The sequence below is a fragment of the Nocardia sp. NPDC050713 genome (assembly GCF_040654315.1).
Lineage (GTDB): Bacteria > Actinomycetota > Actinomycetes > Mycobacteriales > Mycobacteriaceae > Nocardia.
In genome coordinates this window covers 1-15,849 of sequence record NZ_JBFAHS010000022.1, presented here as the reverse complement: position 1 = coordinate 15,849, position 15,849 = coordinate 1, and the positions used below count along the sequence as shown (strand labels likewise).

The following is a 15,849-nucleotide window of genomic DNA, read 5'->3' as shown; positions in this document are numbered from 1 at the left end:
CGCGATGGCGATCCCCACCGACAAGTCCGCACACGAGGACTTCCACAACGAGGACGACGCGTACCTCGCGAAGCGAACCCTGAAGTCGGGGTCCGCGGGGTGGCTACTCCTCGCCGGTCTCGGCGTCAGCTATGTGATCTCCGGTGACTACGCCGGGTGGAACAACGGCTTGGCGCAGGGTGGTTTCGGCGGACTGCTCATCGCCACCGTAGTGATCGCGGGAATGTATCTCGCGATGGTGCTCGGCATGGCCGAGATGTCCTCGGCGCTGCCCGCGGCGGGCGGTGGTTATACCTTCGCCCGGCGCGCACTCGGCCCCTGGGGCGGATTCGCGACCGGCGCGGCCGTTCTCATCGAGTACGCCATCGCCCCCGCCGCCATCGCGACGTTCATCGGCGCGTATGTCGAATCGCTGCATCTGTTCGGCATCACCGACGGCTGGTGGGTCTATCTCGCCGTCTACGCGCTGTTCATCGGCATTCATCTCACCGGGGCCGGCGAAGCGCTCAAGGCGATGTTCGTCATCACCGTCATCGCGTTGGTCGGGTTGGTCGTCTTCGCTGTTTCGGCGTGGGATTCGTTCGACGCCGGAAAGCTGACCGATATCCCGGCCGACCCTGCGGCCGTGGGCAGTTCGTCGTTCCTGCCGTTCGGGTACTTCGGGATCTGGGCCGCGGTGCCGTTCGCGATCTGGTTCTTCCTTGCGGTGGAAGGCGTGCCGCTGGCCGCCGAAGAAGCGCGGGAACCGGAGAAGAACGTGCCCAAGGGGATCATCATCAGCATGCTGGTGCTGATCGTCACCGGCGCTGCGGTGCTGTTCCTGGGAACCGGTGCGCTCGGCGCCCAGGCGATTTCGACCTCCGGCAACCCGCTGGTCGAAGCGCTCGGTGATTCGAGCGCCGCCAAACTCGTCAACTACATCGGTCTGGCCGGATTGGTCGCGAGCTTCTTCTCGATCGTCTACGCCTACTCGCGGCAGACATTCGCCCTGTCTCGGGCCGGATACTTGCCGACGAGTCTGTCGGTCACCAACGCTCGCAAGGCGCCGATGCTCGCGCTGATCGTCCCGGGTGTCATCGGATTCGCACTCTCGCTGACCGGCGAGGGCGCGATGCTCCTGAATATGGCGGTCTTCGGCGCAGCCCTCAGCTACGTGCTCATGATGATCAGCCACATCGTGCTACGCGTCCGCGAGCCGCAGATGCCGAGGCCCTATCGCACTCCGGGCGGAATCCTCACCACGGCCTTCGCCCTCGTCATCGCCTGCGCCGCGGTCATCGCCACCTTCCTCGTCGACCGCACGGCCGCGACCTGGACCCTGGTCGCCTTCGCCGGGTTCATGGCGTACTTCGGCCTCTACAGCCGCCATCATCTGGTCGCCAACTCGCCCGACGAGGAATTCGCCGCCCTGGCCAAGGCGGAAGAGGAGCTCGAATGACCGTCTACCACCAGCAGATCGGCGGCACCAACTACACCTTCGACGGCCTCGTCGAACTGATGGCCAAGGCGACGCCGCGGCGCGGTGGCGACGAACTGGCCGGATGCGCGGCGGCCTCCGACGCCGAGCGGGCGGCCGCGCAGTGGGCGCTCGCCGAAGTACCGCTCGAATGGTTCCTCCGGGAACTGCTGGTGCCCTACGAGGACGACGAGGTCACCCGTCTGATCATCGATTCGCACGATCGCGTTGCCTTCCAAGCCATCTCGCATCTCACCGTCGGTGGGCTGCGGGACTGGCTGATGGAAACAGCGGCGCGCGACGATGCCGCCGCACAGCTGCGTGCGGTGTCGCCCGGGCTGACACCGGAAATGGTGGCGGCAGTCAGCAAGATCATGCGCAATCAGGATCTCATCGCGGTCGCACGTGCCGCCGTGGTGACCGCTGGCTTCCGCACGACGATCGGGCTGCCCGGACGCTTGGGCACCCGGCTGCAACCCAACCACCCCACCGACGACCCCCGCGGTATCGCCGCGGCGACCCTCGACGGGCTGCTGCTCGGCTGCGGCGACGCGGTGATCGGCATCAACCCGGCCACCGACTCACCACAGGCCACCGCGGATCTGCTGCACCTACTGGACGAGATCCGGCTGCGCTTCGATATCCCCACCCAGTCCTGTGTGCTCTCCCACGTCACCACCACCATCGGACTGATCGAGGCGGGCGTTCCGGTGGACCTGGTGTTCCAATCCATCGCGGGCACCGAGGGCGCCAATGCCGGGTTCGGCGTGAATATCTCACTGCTACGCGAGGGCAACGAAGCGGGCCGATCACTCGGGCGCGGCACCGTCGGCAACAATGTGATGTACCTCGAAACCGGTCAAGGCTCCGCGCTCTCGGCGGGCGCGCACCTGGGCACCGGCGGCAAACCGGTCGATCAGCAAACCCTGGAAGCCCGCGCCTACGCGGTAGCCCGCGACCTGGACCCGCTACTGGTCAACACCGTCGTCGGCTTCATCGGCCCCGAATACCTCTACGACGGCAAACAGATCATCCGCGCGGGCCTCGAAGACCACTTCTGCGGCAAACTACTCGGCCTGCCCATGGGCGTGGACGTCTGCTACACCAACCACGCCGAAGCCGACCAAGACGATATGGACACCCTGCTCACCCTCCTCGGAGCGGCCGGAGCCGCATTCGTGATCGCAGTCCCCGGCGCCGACGACGTCATGCTCGGCTACCAGAGCCTCAGCTTCCACGACGCCCTCTACGCCCGCCGCGTCCTCGGCCTGCGCGCCGCACCGGAATTCGAGACATGGCTGCAAGGACTTGGCATGGCCGACGCGGCGGGCCGGATCCTGCCGGTGGAGATCACCTCCTCCCCGCTGCGCGAATTGACGGGAGCTCTATGAGCATCGACCGGAGAGCTCGAGTGCCAGAGGACTTCTGGAACAGCCTGCGCTCGAGTACCCAATCAAGGATCGGCCTCGGCCGCGCAGGCGACGCACTGCCCACCACGAGTGTGCTCGAATTCCGCGCCGCGCACGCCGCGGCCCGCGACGCGGTACACCTGCCACTCGACGTGTCGGCATTGGCGACTCGCGTCGAAGCGGTCGGTCTCGGCACCCCCGTGACCGTTCGCAGCCGGGCCACCAGCCGACCCGAATATTTGCGCCGCCCCGACCTCGGCCGGCTCCCCGCCGACCTGACCGCCGTCCCCCGGACCGGGGCCGATCTCGGCTTCGTACTCGGCGACGGACTCTCCCCCCGCGCCCTCATGGACCACGGCGCACCCCTACTGGCCGCCCTCGCGACGGAACTCGCCGACACGTATTCCATTGCGCCACCGGTAATCGCCACCCAAGCCCGGGTAGCGCTGGGCGATCACATCGCCGCCGCACTGGGCGTCCAGACCCTGATCGTTCTCATCGGCGAACGCCCCGGACTCTCGGTGGCCGACAGCCTCGGCATCTACCTCACCCACCTACCGAAACCGGGGCGCACCGACGCCGACCGCAACTGCATCTCCAATATCCATCCGCCCGAAGGCCTCGGCTACCAGCAAGCGGCGAAGGTGGCGTCCAGCTTGATCTCCGGCGCACGGCGGCTGGGCAGATCCGGCGTGGACCTCAAGGACACCTCCCGCACCGACGAGCTGGTCGCCCATGCGGCGCTGACGATTCCGGGACCAACCGGATAGCGGGCTCCGAGCGCCGCATCCGCGCCGCCGGATTTCCCGCGACAAATCGCTGCGGGCATACGATTCCGGTGCGCCACCTGCCGCGGCTGCTCGCAGCGCATCCCACCGAAGACCCGCGCTGCCGATCACGCGGCGCCACGGTCTTCGGCAGTACGACGGCGCAGGCTCGGCTGCTGGAGGTCTGGCGGTACATATGCCACATCGATCGGTCCGGTGTCGGTTCCGGGCGGCACGATCTCATCTATGCGGTCCAACAGGTCGTCGGCCAGGGGCGTGCCGGTTCCCGCGAGTAGGTCGTCCAACTGCTCGACAGTGCGCGGTCCGATGATCGCCGTGGTGACCGCAGGGTGGGCGATGACGAACGCGAGTGCGAGGTGAGTCAGCGGCAGTCCGCTCTGTTCAGCGAGGGGAATGAGCGCTTCGACAGCGTCGAGCTTTCGTTCGTCGCTCATATGTTGTGGCACCCAGCGCATCAGGGCCGCCGATGCCCGCTCTCCGCCACTCTTGCGGTAGCGACCGGTGAGCAGTCCCATCGACAGCGGACTCCAGACCAAGGTCCCCAACCCATAGCGCTGACAGATCGGGAAGATCTCGCGCTCGGCACTTCGATCGAGGATCGAGTAGTGCGGCTGTTCGGTACGGAACTTGGCCAGGCCACGACGTTCCGAAACCCATTGGCCTTCAACGATGCCCGAGGCCGGGAGGTTGGAGTGTCCGATGGCCCGAACCTTACCTGCGCGCAACAGATCGGTCAGCGCGCTCAGGGTTTCCTCGATGTCCGTGCCGGAGTCGGGGTGGTGCATTTGGTAGAGGTCGATGTGGTCGACACCGAGCCGACGCAGCGACGCTTCGACGGCCGAGACGATCCACCGGCGGGAGTTGCCCCGATGGTTGGGTCCGGGGCCCATCGCACCGTTGAACTTGGTGGCGAGAACGACGTCGTCACGACGGCCGCGAAGTGCCTTCCCGACGATCTGTTCGGTCTCGCCGTCACCACCGCCGTAGACGTCGGCAGTATCGATGACGTTGATGCCGCTGTCGAGGGCCCGATGGACGATGCGTGCGCACTCGTCATGGTCGGGGTTGCCGAATCGCCCGAACTTCATCGTGCCCAATGCGTAGGGGCTCACCTGAATTCCGGTGCGGCCGAGGGGGCGAGTGCGCATGCGGTGTCTCCTGTGTGGTTGTTCGCGACCTGGACCTTCGGGGTGCGACCGGGTCTGGTCGCACCCCGAAGAGAGCGTTAGGCCGGGACGTATTCGGCTGCGACGTCGAGGATCCAGGTGACGCCGAAGCGATCACTGAGCATCCCGAAAGCGGGCGCCCATCGAGCTGGGCCGAATGCCTCGATGATCGTCGCGCCTTCGGCGAGGCGTTCCCACAGTGCGCCGACCTCCTCGAGGGTTTCACCGCGCACCGAAAGGAAGAACCGTTCCTCGGTGATGGTGGTGCCGTTTTCGCGGCGGGTGGTGGGCGCAGCTGGCGTCGCGGGGGTGTCCTGGCCGGGCACGTCATAGGCCATGACTCGGAACCCGTTGTCGGCGACGATCTGGCCGAACACCACTTTGGTGGCGTCGGGAAGTTCGGTCGGCATCCCGAAGTCTCCGTAGGTGGCGAGAGTGAGCTGGCCCCCGAACACCGACTGGTAGAACTCCAGGGCCGCGCGGGCCTGACCGCGGAAGTTCAGGTGGGCAACAGCGTTGAGCGTCATGGTGATTGGTGTCCCTTCGAGTGGTTTTCGCCGCCGGTGGGCGACGAATTCCCACACTGTCACCGGTAGCGGACAGGGATTGTCCTCTACTCGTGGCAACCTGGAAACCATGCCGATATCGACCTCGACGGCGACCTCTCGCCGCCTGCTCTCGCTGCTGTCTTTGCTACAGGTCCGCAGGGACTGGCCAGGGGGTCTGCTCGCCGAGCGGCTCGACGTCAGTGGACGCACAGTGCGCCGCGACGTCGATCGCCTGCGCGAACTCGGCTATCCCATTCAGACGATCAAGGGCCCTGAGGGCGGCTACCGGCTGGAGGCGGGCAATGAGCTCCCGCCGCTGTTGTTCGACGACGAGCAGGCCGTCGCGCTCGCCGTGGCATTGCGGATCGCGGTGGGGACCGGGGCGGGAATCGAAGAAAACGCCGCGCGAGCCCTCGCGACCGTGCGACAGGTCCTGCCTTCCCGATTACGGCAGCGAGTCGATGCGCTCGAGATCGCCGCGGCCGGGGCCGACGTCCAAGTCGATACTCAGATCCTGGTGGATCTGAGTATCGCGATTCGTTCCGCGGAGGAAGTGCGGTTCGACTACCAGGGGGCGACCCCCTCCGACGCGGTCGATCCACGCCCGCCCCGCCGGATACAGCCCCACCACCTCATAGTCCGGAACGGGCGCTGGTACCTGATCGGCTGGGACCCCGAGCGCGCCGACTGGCGGACCTACCGCGCGGACAGAATGACCCTCCGCATCCCCAACGGCCCACGCTTCTCACCCCGGCAACTCCCAGGCGGCGATGTCGCGGCCTTCCTCTCCGCCCGCTTCAAAGGCTCTGCCGGTGCCGACGTCTGGCCGTGCAACGGCGAGGTGATCCTCCATCTACCTGCCCCGCAAGTTGTTCCGTTCGCCGGCAATGCAGTCGTCGAGGCGCTCGACCAAGCTCGAACCAGACTGCTGATCGGTTCGTGGTCATGGGCGGCGCTCGCTGCGACGCTGGCGCGCTTCGATACCGAGATCGAGGTGGTGGCACCGCAATCGCTACGCGACGCCTTCGCCGATCTAGCCGGTCGCGCAAACCGGGCCGCGCAGGTCAGCGCATAACCTGCTTTGAGGACGCAACCTAGCGCATTCGGCAACCGAACCATTCCGCCGTGCACCGCCAGGACTGGCAGCGGCACCGCCATCGTCCTCTCGTCAGCGCCTGCCGGGAGCAGTCAGTCGGAGTCGCTGTCGGCGACGAGACTGCCGATGGCCGAGGCGATCGCTGCCAACGATTGATCGTCCCGGGTAGAGGCCGCGACGATGAACGCTGAGGTTCCCCCGCCTACCCGGAGAGCGAATTATCTGGTTGCGGCTGGAACCGGTTGATGGTAACCGGCTTCGAACTCTTCCGGCGATCGCCAACCCAGCCTCTTCTGGGTGCGCTGGGAGTTGGTACCAGGCATCGATATAGGCGAACAGGGCGTTCTCGGCCTCGTCGCGGGTGCGCTAGGTCCGCCGGTAGACCAGTTCAGTCTTCAGGGTGGAGAAGAAGTTCTCCATCCCCGCGTTGTCATAGCTGTCACCGACCGTCCCCATCTATCGGGCGATTACGTTGTCGGCCAACCGATTAGAGAACCGGAAGGCAGTGTAGGTCGAGCCCCTGTCGCTGTGGTGAATCAGCTGCCCGTCGCGGACATCGCGGCTCCAGATCGCGTATTCGAGGGCGCCGAGCACCAGATCGGTGTCGCAGCGGTCGGAGGTCTTCCACCCGACGATCCGATTGGAGAACGCGTCGCGCACCGCCGCCAGCCAGAAGGCACCCTGCCGCAAGGGATCCGGGTGGCATCGACAACCCACAGTCTGTTGGGTGCGTCCGCGGTGAAGTCCCGCTCGACACTTGCGGCGCAGGAACGCGCCCTGCAACCCGGCCCGTCGCATCAGCCGCTCCACGCGCTTGCGGCCCATCGTGATGCCTCGCCGGCGCAGCACCGCGTGCACCCGCACCGGTGGCCCCTTCAGCCTGGCAGGCGACAGGGCGCTACGCCTACCTGCAATTTGCACGGCTGGCAGTGGGATCTGGAATCTGGTCGATGCCCGACCTCCAAGGGACACGAGCTGCGCAGCCGCAAGCTCGTCCGGGTCGGCATCACTTCGACCACGGCGACCCGATGGGCTGCGGCCGACGGCACCTCACGTCGGCCAGAGCCGGGGCGGTCTACGGCTGCACTTCGCGGGTCAGCTCGGAGTCCCACGGACACACCCTGCGACCACCCCGGCAACCACGGCCGACTACCGATGCCACCACCCGCGCCCCAACACCGCAGTCACCGTGAATCCACCCGACCAGCGCTCACAAGACAGCCTTGCCCAGCGAGCCATCGAAACCCTTGCAAGGAAGACTACGATGTCACGCCAGTGGAGTCGCTGAGCAGGTCAAGGGTGATGTCGATGATGAGATCTTCTTGCCCGCCGACCAGCCCGCGGCGTCCCACCTCGAGCAGGATCGTGCGCACGTCGATGCCGTAGCGCCGCGAAGCCGTTTCGGCATGGCGCAGAAAGGACGAGTAGACCCCGGCGTAACCGAGCGTGAGGGTTTCGCGGTCCACGCGCACCGGGCGATCCTGCAGCGGCCGCACCAGGTCGTCGGCGGCGTCTTGCAGGGCGAACAGATCGCAGTTGTGGTGCCAGCCGGATAGGTCGGCCACGGCGATGAAAGGTTCGATCGGGCAGTTGCCCGCACCCGCGCCGTGTCCGGCGAGCGAGGCGTCGACTCGGGTGACTCCTTCTTCGACCGCCGCCACGGAATTGGCCACCGACAGCGAAAGGTTCTCGTGCGCGTGGATGCCGATCTCGGTGCCCGGGTCGAGCGCATCGCGGTAGGCGCGGACCCGGTCGCGGACACCGTTCATGGTCAGCCGGCCACCGGAATCGGTGACGTAAACGCACTGTGCCCCATACGATTCCATCAGTTTCGCTTGTTCGGCGAGGCGAGCCGGTTCGGCCATGTGCGACATCATCAGGAATCCGGAGACGTCCATGCCGAGTTCCCGTGCGGTGGCGATGTGCTGGGACGAGACATCGGCTTCAGTGCAGTGAGTGGCCACGCGCACCGACCGGACGCCGAGCCGGTAGGCGTGTTTCAGTTCTGCGATGGTGCCGATGCCGGGCAGCAGCAGCGTGGTCAGCCGGGCGTTCGTGAGATTGTCGGCGGCGGCCTCGATCCATTCCCAGTCGGTGTTGCTCCCTGGGCCGTAGTTCAAGCTGCCTCCGGCCAGACCGTCGCCGTGGGCGACTTCGATGCCGTCGACACCCGCCGCGTCGAGCGCGGCCACGATCCTGCCGACGTCGTCGGGCGTGATGCGATGGCGCACCGCGTGCATGCCGTCGCGGAGTGTGACGTCTTGGATGAACAGCTGGTTCGTCATCGGAGCGCTTCCTGTCCTGCCGGTGCGGTGATCGTGTCGGCGATGGATTCGGCGTAGCGCACCGCCGCTGAGGTCATGATGTCGAGGTTGCCCGCGTAGGCCGGGAGATAGTGGGCGGCTCCTTCGATTTCGAGGAAGACCGTCACCTGATGGGTGGGCGCGGCTGCGGTGTCTAGGCCGAGCAGGGTACGCACCGGTTGATCCTGCGGGACGGCGCTGATCTGAACTCGTTGCTTGAGGCGGTAGCCGGGCACGTAGGTGGCCACCTGCGCGACCATCTGTTCCACCGATTCGCGAATCGCCTGGTGCGTACCGGTATCGGGCGCTGCGATCAGGCATAGCACGGTATCGCGCATGATCAGCGGCGGGTCCGCGGGATTGAGGATGATGATGGCCTTGCCCCGTTGGGCGCCACCGACCGTTTCGATCGCGTGCGCGGTGGTCTCGGTGAATTCGTCGATGTTCGCGCGGGTACCGGGCCCGGCGGATTTCGACGCAATGGAAGCGACGATCTCGGCGTAGGCGACCGGGGCGACCCGGGAGATCGCCGCGACGATCGGGATGGTGGCCTGCCCGCCGCAAGTGACCATGTTGACGTTGCGGGAGTCGCGATGTTCGTCCAGGTTCACCGCCGGCACCACGAACGGGCCCAGCGCGGCAGGTGTCAGGTCGATCAGGTACTTACCCAGCGGTTCGAGCACCGCGGCGTGAGCGGCGTGGGCCTTGGCGGAGGTCGCGTCGAACACCACGTCGATCTCGTCGAAGTTCGGCAGCTTCAGCAGGCCCTCGACACCGTCGGCCGTGGTCGGGACACCGAGTCGTCGCGCGCGGGCGAGACCGTCGGAGTCGGGATCGATGCCGACCATCGCGCCCATCTTCAGGACGTTCGAGTGCCGGATCACCTTGATCATCAGGTCGGTGCCGATATTGCCTGACCCGATCACCGCGACTGCGATCTTGGCGGGGCTGTCGTTCATTGATTTCACTCCTGGACGAAGGACACGGTCACCGAGCCGAGATCGGTGATATCCGCGGTGACGGTTCCGGGTGCCTCGATCGCGGCCATCGGCCCGAGCGCTCCAGACAGAACTATCTGGCCCGCACGCAGGGGCTGACCGAAATCGCGAGTGGTACGTGCCAGCCACGCCAGCGCCAGCAACGGATCACCGAGGCAGGCGGCGCCGGTCCCCGTGGATACGCACTTGCCGTCGATCGACATCCACATCCGCGCCGAAACAGTCTCGAACTCATCGAGAGTGCGGCGCTGAGTACCGAGCACGAACAAGCCGCTGGAGGCATTGTCGGCGACGGTGTCACCGAAGGCGATATCCCAGCCCGCGATGCGGCTGTCGACGATCTCGAGCGCGGCCACGGCGTAGTCGACCGCGCCGCGCACCTGCTCCTCATCGAGTGGTCCGTCGATCAGGTCCTCGGCCAGGACGAAAGCGATCTCGGCTTCCACCTTCGGTTGCAGCAGCCTGCTCAGCGGCACGGGAATGTCCTGCTCACAACGCATGTCATCGAACAACACACCGAAATCCGGCTGGTCGACACCGAGCTGCCGCTGTACCGCCGGGGACGTCAAGCCGATCTTGCGTCCTACGATCGTGGCGCCCGCCGCGAGGCGCTCGGCGGTCAACCGCTCCTGCACCGTGTAGGCGGCGGCCACATCGTCGGCCCCGATGAGATCCCGCACCGGAGCGCACGGGGTGCCGGAGCGCGCAGCGGCGCTCAGCAGGTTCGCCGCGGCGATCGTGGCGGAATCCGCGGCCACGACGGGTCGGTCAAGACGGGAAGGTGTTGGCATCTGGGCTCTCGGATTCGTTCGAATGGGACTGGCAGTGGCACCCACTGTCGCCGCCGGGATATCCGGTCGGCCAGCATCGCGTTCCACTGAGTCGAACGCCGAGCGATAGAGTTGGCAGGAAGCCCGAATGGTTGGAGGTCGACGGTGTCATCAGCGGTGCCGGGTCGCGCAGTGGACGGTGCGACCGTCCTAGGCAAGATCATGGCGGTGCTCGAGTCGTTCTCGATCGACGACACCGCGCTGACGCTGGCGGAGATCGTGCGACGGACCGGCATTCCGAAGGGAACGATGCACCGTATCCTCGCCGACATGGTGGTGGTGCGGTTGCTGGACCGAACGCAGGCCGGCTACCGGCTCGGCGGATACCTGTTCGAACTGGGCATGCGCGCGTCGGTCGAGCGAAGTCTGCTCGAGGTGGCCATCCCCTTCCTGGAGGAGCTGAACGCGCGCATCCACGAAACCGTGCATCTGGGCGTCCTCGATGGCACGGACGTGGTCTACCTGACGAAGATCGGCGGACGACGCCAAGCGAGCGCTCCCTCGCGCATCGGCGGGCGTATGCCAGTGCACTGCACCGCCATCGGCAAGGTGTTGCTCGCGCACGCCGACCCGGCGCTGCGCGACCAGGTATTGGCAGGCCCGCTCAGTCGCTACACTCCGCGCACAGCGATCCTGCCGGGCCCGTTGCGCAAGCAACTGGATCGCATCGCCGCCGAAGGCGTTGGATACGAATACGAGGAATCGGCTCCCGGCCTCGTATGCGTAGCCGCCCCCGTTCACGACACGGACGAGGTGGTCGCCGCGATCAGCGTCGCCGGCCCATCACACCGATTTGACCCCCACACCCATGCAGCCTCGGTCCGAGCAGCGGCCGACGGCATAGGACTCACGCTGACCCGGCGGTCGAGAATGTTGACAGCGCATCCCTTCTAGGTGGAACCAGAACCGGTCGGTCGCGATGTTCACCTAGTCAAGGATTCAGCAGGCTCTCGAGAGCCTACTGACACCAGCCGACAGCGTCCTCGTGAGCCAGGCCAGGAAGTCGTTCGCGCCAGGCGTACTCGTCCGGAAATCCAATGTTTGACGCAACACTGGGATTGTCCTGGTGAACAAGGGATGTGATGCGCGATTGCCTCGAGCAGACCGCTGTCGGAGAAGAGAACCCCGCTGACCGAAGCTCAGGTCGAGGAGGTGTGGCGGCGGTGGCGATCCGGGCAGGCGATCAAAGTCCTAGCCCGGGAGATGCGCCGACATCCCCCAACAGTGCGCGAACTCCTCAAACGGTGCGGAGGCGTCCGGCCCGTCCCGCGCCGCCGCAACGGCCGGCATCTGAGTCTGGCTGAACGCGAAGAGATCTCACGTGGATTGGCGGCCGGGGATTCGCTGCGCAGTATCGCCCGCAGCCTGGGACGAGCGCCCTCGACGATCTCCCGCGAGGTCGCCAAACGCGGCGGTCGCTTCGTCTACCGGGCCTTGCCGGCGGATCGAGCGGCGTGGGCGCGGGCAGTGCGACCGAAACCGACGAAACTGTCGCGCGATCCCCGGTTGGCGGCGCTAGTGGCCGAGAAACTGGTCCAACGCTGGTCACCGCAGCAGATCGCGGGCTGGTTGCGCCGAACCCGCAGTCCAGCATGGGTTATGTGTCACACGAGACGATCTACCGGACACTGTTCATCCAGGCCCGCGGCGAACTGCGCCACGAACTGACCCGCTAGCTGCGCACCCACCGCGCCACGCGCCGGCCCAAAGTCACGCGCCAGCCCGACGGCCGCGGCCAGCGCCGCGGCGTGCTCACCATCGCCGAACGCCCCGCCGAGGCCCCTATAGATTTGCAATGTAGTCACTCATCCCACCGACTCCTAGCGTTCCCATAACTGGCAACACCGCGGCCCGAGTCCATACCCACTGAACGATCCCCGTCGATCACAACAAGATCAGCGCGTCATCCGGGCCCAGGAGCTGCTGGAAACGACCGACTTGCCGATGGACCAGGTCGCTCGCCTCAGCGGACTCGCGACGACGGACCCGCTGCGCCAACATCTTTCGCGACGGACCGGACTGACACCGAGTGCGTATCGCGCCGCGTTCACCCAGCGCCCGGATCGGACCTCCAGCGACGTCACTGCGCGGTAGCGGTGGCGGCGGGCGGAACTGACCGACAGCCCCCGCCAAGTGATCGGGTGCGTCGGACCGTCGGCGTTCGACGGGTCGACACCACCTCTTGACCATCAGTCATGAGATGCTCTTAACTGTTGTTCAAGACTTGTTTGCTGGAAAGGCCCGCCGATGACCGAACTCACCACCGAACCGACCACACCCGCCCTGCCGGCCCTCGACCCCGCCGCGCGCGCGACCTTGTTCACCGCGGCACGGACCGCGAACACCTTCACCGATACCCCCGTCACCGACGCGGAGCTGACGCAGATCTGGGAGCTCGCCCGGTGGGCGCCCACCGCGGCGAACACCCAGCCGTTGCGAGTGCTCTTCGTCGGCCAGGGTGCGGGCCGAACCCAGCTGGTCGAGCACATGGACGAGGGCAACAAGTCCAAGACGGCGGCCGCCCCTGCCGTCGCCGTTCTCGCGGTGGACACCCGCTTCCACGAACATGTGCCGACCTTGCTGCCCTTCAAGCCCGAACTGGCCGGGCTCTTCGAGGCCGACGCGGAGCTGCGCACCGCCACCGGCGCGTTCAATTCGGCCCTCCAGGCGGGCTACTTCGTCCTGGCCGTGCGCAGCGTCGGTCTCGCCGCGGGTCCGATGGGCGGATTCGACCGCGCCGGAGTGGATTCGGCATTCTTCGCCGACGGCCGCTGGCGATCGATCCTCGTCGTGAACATCGGACACCCCGGCGAGAACGCGTGGCGCGAGCGGCTGCCTCGCTTGGCCCACACGGACGTCGTGCGTTGGGCGTGACGCCCGCTGTCGAGACTGCCGATTCCTTCTCGAGGAGAACACAATGACCGACCTGCGCCATCACTATGTCGAGGTCAATCGCATCCGACTGCACTACGTCGAGGCCGGCGAAGGCCCGGCCGTCATCCTGTGTCACGGGTTCCCGGAACTCTGGTACAGCTGGCGTCATCAGCTTCCCGCGCTCGCGCAGGCGGGCTACCGGGCCATCGCACTGGACATGCGCGGTCACGGCGAATCCGACGCACCGCCGAACATCGAGGACTACGACGTGTGCCGCACGGTCGGCGACGTCATCGGCCTGATGGACGAACTCGGTATCGGCAGAGCGGCTTTCGTCGGACACGACGCGGGCACGTCGACGGCCTACACCGCCGCCCTGATGCGGCCAGATCGAGTGCGCGGCGTGCTTGGGCTGTCGGTCCCCTATATTCCGCGGGGTCCGCTCAGCATTCTCGAATCCTTCGACGGCGCTGTCCCGCCCGGCTTCTACATGGTCTACTTCCAGGATCCAGGCCGGGCCGAACGGGATCTCGAACGCGACGTCGCCGAAAGTCTGCGGCGCATCGTCTACGCCAACTCCGGCGAGAATCCGAACACCCCCTTCCTCATGACCGTGCCGGAAGGCGGCACCCTGATCGACGGACTCCCCGCACCCGAGGGCGTAATCGGCTTCCTGTCCGACGCCGATCTCGACGTCTACGCGACCGCCTACTCCCGCAGCGGATTTCGCGGCGGCCTGAACGGCTACCGGGTGTTCCATCGCAACTGGGAACTCACCGCCCCGTGGAACGGCGCCGCACTGCCGGTGCCCTGCGGCTACGTCGGCGGCACCGCCGACACGGTATTGCACTTCCCGGGCTTTCGCGCCGCGGCGGAGGCGATGGGAACAGCGATCTTCCTGGACGGGGCCGGTCATTGGATTCAGGCGGAGCGACCGGACGAGGTCAACGCCGCGCTGTTGTCGTTCCTCGGGTCGCTCCCCAACTGACCGGCCGAGCGCGAAACCACCGTAAAGCTCCACCGAGGAGACATCATGCGTCTTTACACCACTGACCTGGGCATCGCCCGGGAGGACAGCCACGGTGTACTCACCGTGCTCGACCTCCCGTTCGCCGACGTGGGCGAACTTCTACGCGGACCGGGTCTCGAACTCGCCGCGACGGCGCCGCCGAGGCAGGTCGTGCCGCTGCGCCGAGCGAAACTCCATCCCGTTCTGCCTTGTCCCGGCAAAATTCTCGCCGTCGGCCTCAACTATCCCAGCCACGCCGAGGAGGCACTGGAGAAGTTCGCCGAGGCCGGGCGCCACGACGTGACGCTGCCGACGGAGCCCAATGTCCAAGTCACGGCCGGATCCGCGGCGGCCGCGCACGACGGGCCGATCGTTCTGCCCGCGGTGGCGCCCGGCTACGTCGACTACGAGGGCGAGGTCGGCGTGGTGATCGGTCAGCGTGCCACCGATATCGGGGCAGGCGAAGCGTGGCGTCATGTCGCCGGGCTGACGGTGATCAACGACATCACCGCCCGCGACATCCAGCGCCGCGCCTACGCGGGCGACCCCATCGCCTCGATCGCGATCGCCAAGAGCTTCGATACGTTCAAGCCCATCGGCCCCTGTCTCGTGACGACCGACGAGTTCACCGAGCCTCTCGACCTGCGCATCCGGACCTGGGTGAACGGTGAACTGCGCCAAGATGATCGGACGAGCAACTTTCTTCACCGCATCCCGGAGCTCGTCTCGTACCTGTCCCGTTATCAGACGCTCGACGCCGGTGACGTCATCGCCACCGGAAGCCCGCGCGGCGCGGGCCAGTTCACCGAGCGCTTCCTGCGGCACGGAGATGTCGTGGATGTGCAAGTCGAAGGCGTCGGGATACTCGGCAATCATGTCCTGACAGCTTGATCGCACCTCATAGGCGGCCCGCCCGGCGTTTGCCGCGGCGGGCCGCGCGTTAGGGCCCGAGAAACAATCGTTCACACGGCAGGCGTGGCAACAGCCGACAGTCGTCGATGGCGTTCTGGATCAATTCGATCGTGCACCAACGCTTCTTCCGCCAGTCACGAACCAAGCTGGGTATCGCCGCGCCATCAGCCCAATAGTCGAATGCGATGTCGGCCAGCCAAATCCGCAGGTACACATCACTATCGGAGCGGAACCGCACTTCGGCGGTCATGGCCTGTCGCCTCGATCGAAGCACATCAGGGACTCCTTCACCTTCCGATCTTCTTCCGGAGTCGCGAACGGCCGCACGAACGCCTCTGACTCACCGGCTGTGTGCGGGCGGTCCACCCGGGCCACCCGGGGTGGGGGGGCGCGCCGGCCCCGAGGGGGCCGGCCGGGGCGTTAGGCCCCCCCAACAACCCGTGGGGGGGGGGGGGGCGGT

18 protein-coding genes are annotated in these 15,849 nt (G+C 66.7%); 10 read left to right on the top strand and 8 right to left on the bottom strand.

Annotated elements, in window-relative coordinates; genetic code table 11:
- Positions 1-4: 4 nt before the first annotated feature.
- The 3 genes from eat to eutC are packed head-to-tail and all read left to right on the top strand — an operon-like array spanning position 5 to position 3,635.
- On the top strand, positions 5-1,438 hold the full coding sequence (eat, locus tag AB0H49_RS30950; RefSeq protein ID WP_357256323.1) for an ethanolamine permease: 1,434 nt from the start codon (positions 5-7) through the stop codon (positions 1,436-1,438).
- A complete protein-coding gene (locus AB0H49_RS30945) occupies positions 1,435-2,847 on the top strand; it encodes an ethanolamine ammonia-lyase subunit EutB (protein WP_357256322.1) in 1,413 nt (470 codons plus the stop codon). Before eat ends, AB0H49_RS30945 begins: the two co-directional genes overlap by 4 nt.
- Positions 2,844-3,635: an ethanolamine ammonia-lyase subunit EutC gene (gene eutC, locus AB0H49_RS30940; RefSeq protein ID WP_357256321.1), complete on the top strand. Its 792-nt coding sequence runs from the start codon at positions 2,844-2,846 to the stop codon at positions 3,633-3,635. Before AB0H49_RS30945 ends, eutC begins: the two co-directional genes overlap by 4 nt.
- 125 nt (positions 3,636-3,760) lie before the next feature.
- Here the strand turns inward: eutC and AB0H49_RS30935 are convergent, their stop codons facing one another.
- Positions 3,761-4,801, bottom strand: a complete 1,041-nt coding sequence (locus AB0H49_RS30935) for an aldo/keto reductase (protein ID WP_357256320.1) — start codon at positions 4,799-4,801, stop codon at positions 3,761-3,763.
- A gap of 77 nt (positions 4,802-4,878) precedes the next feature.
- Positions 4,879-5,346 carry a VOC family protein gene (locus AB0H49_RS30930; protein ID WP_357256319.1) on the bottom strand — a complete coding sequence of 156 codons (468 nt, stop codon included), beginning with the start codon at positions 5,344-5,346 and terminating at the stop codon, positions 4,879-4,881.
- On the opposite strand from AB0H49_RS30930, the gene AB0H49_RS30925 reads away from it, so the two are divergent.
- A complete protein-coding gene (locus AB0H49_RS30925; RefSeq protein WP_357256318.1) occupies positions 5,345-6,442 on the top strand; it encodes a WYL domain-containing protein in 1,098 nt (365 codons plus the stop codon). The genes AB0H49_RS30930 and AB0H49_RS30925 overlap by 2 nt on opposite strands.
- A gap of 477 nt (positions 6,443-6,919) precedes the next feature.
- On the opposite strand, the gene AB0H49_RS30920 is transcribed toward AB0H49_RS30925, so the two are convergent.
- From AB0H49_RS30920 to AB0H49_RS30905, 4 genes are all read right to left on the bottom strand, one after another.
- The gene (locus AB0H49_RS30920) at positions 6,920-7,327 is read right to left on the bottom strand and encodes a DDE-type integrase/transposase/recombinase (RefSeq protein ID WP_357256317.1); all 408 of its coding nucleotides are present in this window, start codon (positions 7,325-7,327) and stop codon (positions 6,920-6,922) included.
- Between the two features lie 395 nt (positions 7,328-7,722).
- Positions 7,723-8,748, bottom strand: coding sequence for a 4-hydroxy-2-oxovalerate aldolase (gene dmpG / locus AB0H49_RS30915; RefSeq protein WP_357256316.1), 1,026 nt, complete (start codon positions 8,746-8,748; stop codon positions 7,723-7,725).
- Positions 8,745-9,725, bottom strand: a complete 981-nt coding sequence (locus tag AB0H49_RS30910) for an acetaldehyde dehydrogenase (acetylating) (protein ID WP_357256315.1) — start codon at positions 9,723-9,725, stop codon at positions 8,745-8,747. Before AB0H49_RS30910 ends, dmpG begins: the two co-directional genes overlap by 4 nt.
- A 5-nt stretch (positions 9,726-9,730) precedes the next feature.
- Positions 9,731-10,555 carry a fumarylacetoacetate hydrolase family protein gene (locus AB0H49_RS30905; protein WP_357256314.1) on the bottom strand — a complete coding sequence of 275 codons (825 nt, stop codon included), beginning with the start codon at positions 10,553-10,555 and terminating at the stop codon, positions 9,731-9,733.
- A gap of 201 nt (positions 10,556-10,756) precedes the next feature.
- On the opposite strand from AB0H49_RS30905, the gene AB0H49_RS30900 reads away from it, so the two are divergent.
- The gene (locus tag AB0H49_RS30900; RefSeq protein ID WP_357256313.1) at positions 10,757-11,488 is read left to right on the top strand and encodes an IclR family transcriptional regulator; all 732 of its coding nucleotides are present in this window, start codon (positions 10,757-10,759) and stop codon (positions 11,486-11,488) included.
- 309 nt (positions 11,489-11,797) lie between these two features.
- The gene (locus AB0H49_RS30895; RefSeq protein ID WP_357256389.1) at positions 11,798-12,262 is read left to right on the top strand and encodes a helix-turn-helix domain-containing protein; all 465 of its coding nucleotides are present in this window, start codon (positions 11,798-11,800) and stop codon (positions 12,260-12,262) included.
- Here AB0H49_RS30895 and AB0H49_RS30890 read toward each other — a convergent pair.
- Positions 12,199-12,399, bottom strand: a complete 201-nt coding sequence (locus AB0H49_RS30890) for a hypothetical protein (RefSeq protein ID WP_357256390.1) — start codon at positions 12,397-12,399, stop codon at positions 12,199-12,201. The two genes, AB0H49_RS30895 and AB0H49_RS30890, sit on opposite strands and share 64 nt — an antisense overlap.
- A gap of 61 nt (positions 12,400-12,460) precedes the next feature.
- Between AB0H49_RS30890 and AB0H49_RS30885 the strand changes: the two genes are divergently transcribed.
- The 4 genes from AB0H49_RS30885 (at position 12,461) to AB0H49_RS30870 (ending at position 15,368) form a co-directional block, all read left to right on the top strand.
- The gene (locus tag AB0H49_RS30885) at positions 12,461-12,688 is read left to right on the top strand and encodes a helix-turn-helix domain-containing protein (protein WP_357256388.1); all 228 of its coding nucleotides are present in this window, start codon (positions 12,461-12,463) and stop codon (positions 12,686-12,688) included.
- A 153-nt stretch (positions 12,689-12,841) separates the two neighbouring features.
- On the top strand, positions 12,842-13,468 hold the full coding sequence (locus AB0H49_RS30880; RefSeq protein ID WP_357256312.1) for a malonic semialdehyde reductase: 627 nt from the start codon (positions 12,842-12,844) through the stop codon (positions 13,466-13,468).
- A gap of 43 nt (positions 13,469-13,511) precedes the next feature.
- Positions 13,512-14,456, top strand: a complete 945-nt coding sequence (locus AB0H49_RS30875; protein ID WP_357256311.1) for an alpha/beta hydrolase — start codon at positions 13,512-13,514, stop codon at positions 14,454-14,456.
- A gap of 45 nt (positions 14,457-14,501) precedes the next feature.
- Entirely contained in the window at positions 14,502-15,368 is an 867-nt protein-coding gene (locus tag AB0H49_RS30870) for a fumarylacetoacetate hydrolase family protein (RefSeq protein ID WP_357256310.1), read from the top strand.
- Between the two features lie 49 nt (positions 15,369-15,417).
- Here AB0H49_RS30870 and AB0H49_RS30865 read toward each other — a convergent pair whose 3' ends face one another.
- On the bottom strand, positions 15,418-15,639 hold the full coding sequence (locus tag AB0H49_RS30865; RefSeq protein ID WP_357256309.1) for a hypothetical protein: 222 nt from the start codon (positions 15,637-15,639) through the stop codon (positions 15,418-15,420).
- Positions 15,640-15,849 lie beyond the last annotated feature (210 nt).

Excerpts from the sequence above, each read along its gene's own strand:
- eat (WP_357256323.1), top strand. The coding sequence starts at position 5 with ATGGCGATCCCCACCGACAAGTCCGCACACGAGGACTTCCACAACGAG.
- AB0H49_RS30945 (WP_357256322.1), top strand. The coding sequence starts at position 1,435 with ATGACCGTCTACCACCAGCAGATCGGCGGCACCAACTACACCTTCGAC.
- eutC (WP_357256321.1), top strand. The coding sequence starts at position 2,844 with ATGAGCATCGACCGGAGAGCTCGAGTGCCAGAGGACTTCTGGAACAGC.
- AB0H49_RS30935 (WP_357256320.1), bottom strand. The coding sequence starts at position 4,801 with ATGCGCACTCGCCCCCTCGGCCGCACCGGAATTCAGGTGAGCCCCTAC.
- AB0H49_RS30925 (WP_357256318.1), top strand. The coding sequence starts at position 5,345 with ATGGTGATTGGTGTCCCTTCGAGTGGTTTTCGCCGCCGGTGGGCGACG.
- AB0H49_RS30930 (WP_357256319.1), bottom strand. The coding sequence starts at position 5,346 with ATGACGCTCAACGCTGTTGCCCACCTGAACTTCCGCGGTCAGGCCCGC.
- dmpG (WP_357256316.1), bottom strand. The coding sequence starts at position 8,748 with ATGACGAACCAGCTGTTCATCCAAGACGTCACACTCCGCGACGGCATG.
- AB0H49_RS30910 (WP_357256315.1), bottom strand. The coding sequence starts at position 9,725 with ATGAACGACAGCCCCGCCAAGATCGCAGTCGCGGTGATCGGGTCAGGC.
- AB0H49_RS30905 (WP_357256314.1), bottom strand. The coding sequence starts at position 10,555 with ATGCCAACACCTTCCCGTCTTGACCGACCCGTCGTGGCCGCGGATTCC.
- AB0H49_RS30900 (WP_357256313.1), top strand. The coding sequence starts at position 10,757 with ATGGCGGTGCTCGAGTCGTTCTCGATCGACGACACCGCGCTGACGCTG.
- AB0H49_RS30895 (WP_357256389.1), top strand. The coding sequence starts at position 11,798 with ATGCGCCGACATCCCCCAACAGTGCGCGAACTCCTCAAACGGTGCGGA.
- AB0H49_RS30880 (WP_357256312.1), top strand. The coding sequence starts at position 12,842 with ATGACCGAACTCACCACCGAACCGACCACACCCGCCCTGCCGGCCCTC.
- AB0H49_RS30875 (WP_357256311.1), top strand. The coding sequence starts at position 13,512 with ATGACCGACCTGCGCCATCACTATGTCGAGGTCAATCGCATCCGACTG.
- AB0H49_RS30870 (WP_357256310.1), top strand. The coding sequence starts at position 14,502 with ATGCGTCTTTACACCACTGACCTGGGCATCGCCCGGGAGGACAGCCAC.
- AB0H49_RS30865 (WP_357256309.1), bottom strand. The coding sequence starts at position 15,639 with ATGACCGCCGAAGTGCGGTTCCGCTCCGATAGTGATGTGTACCTGCGG.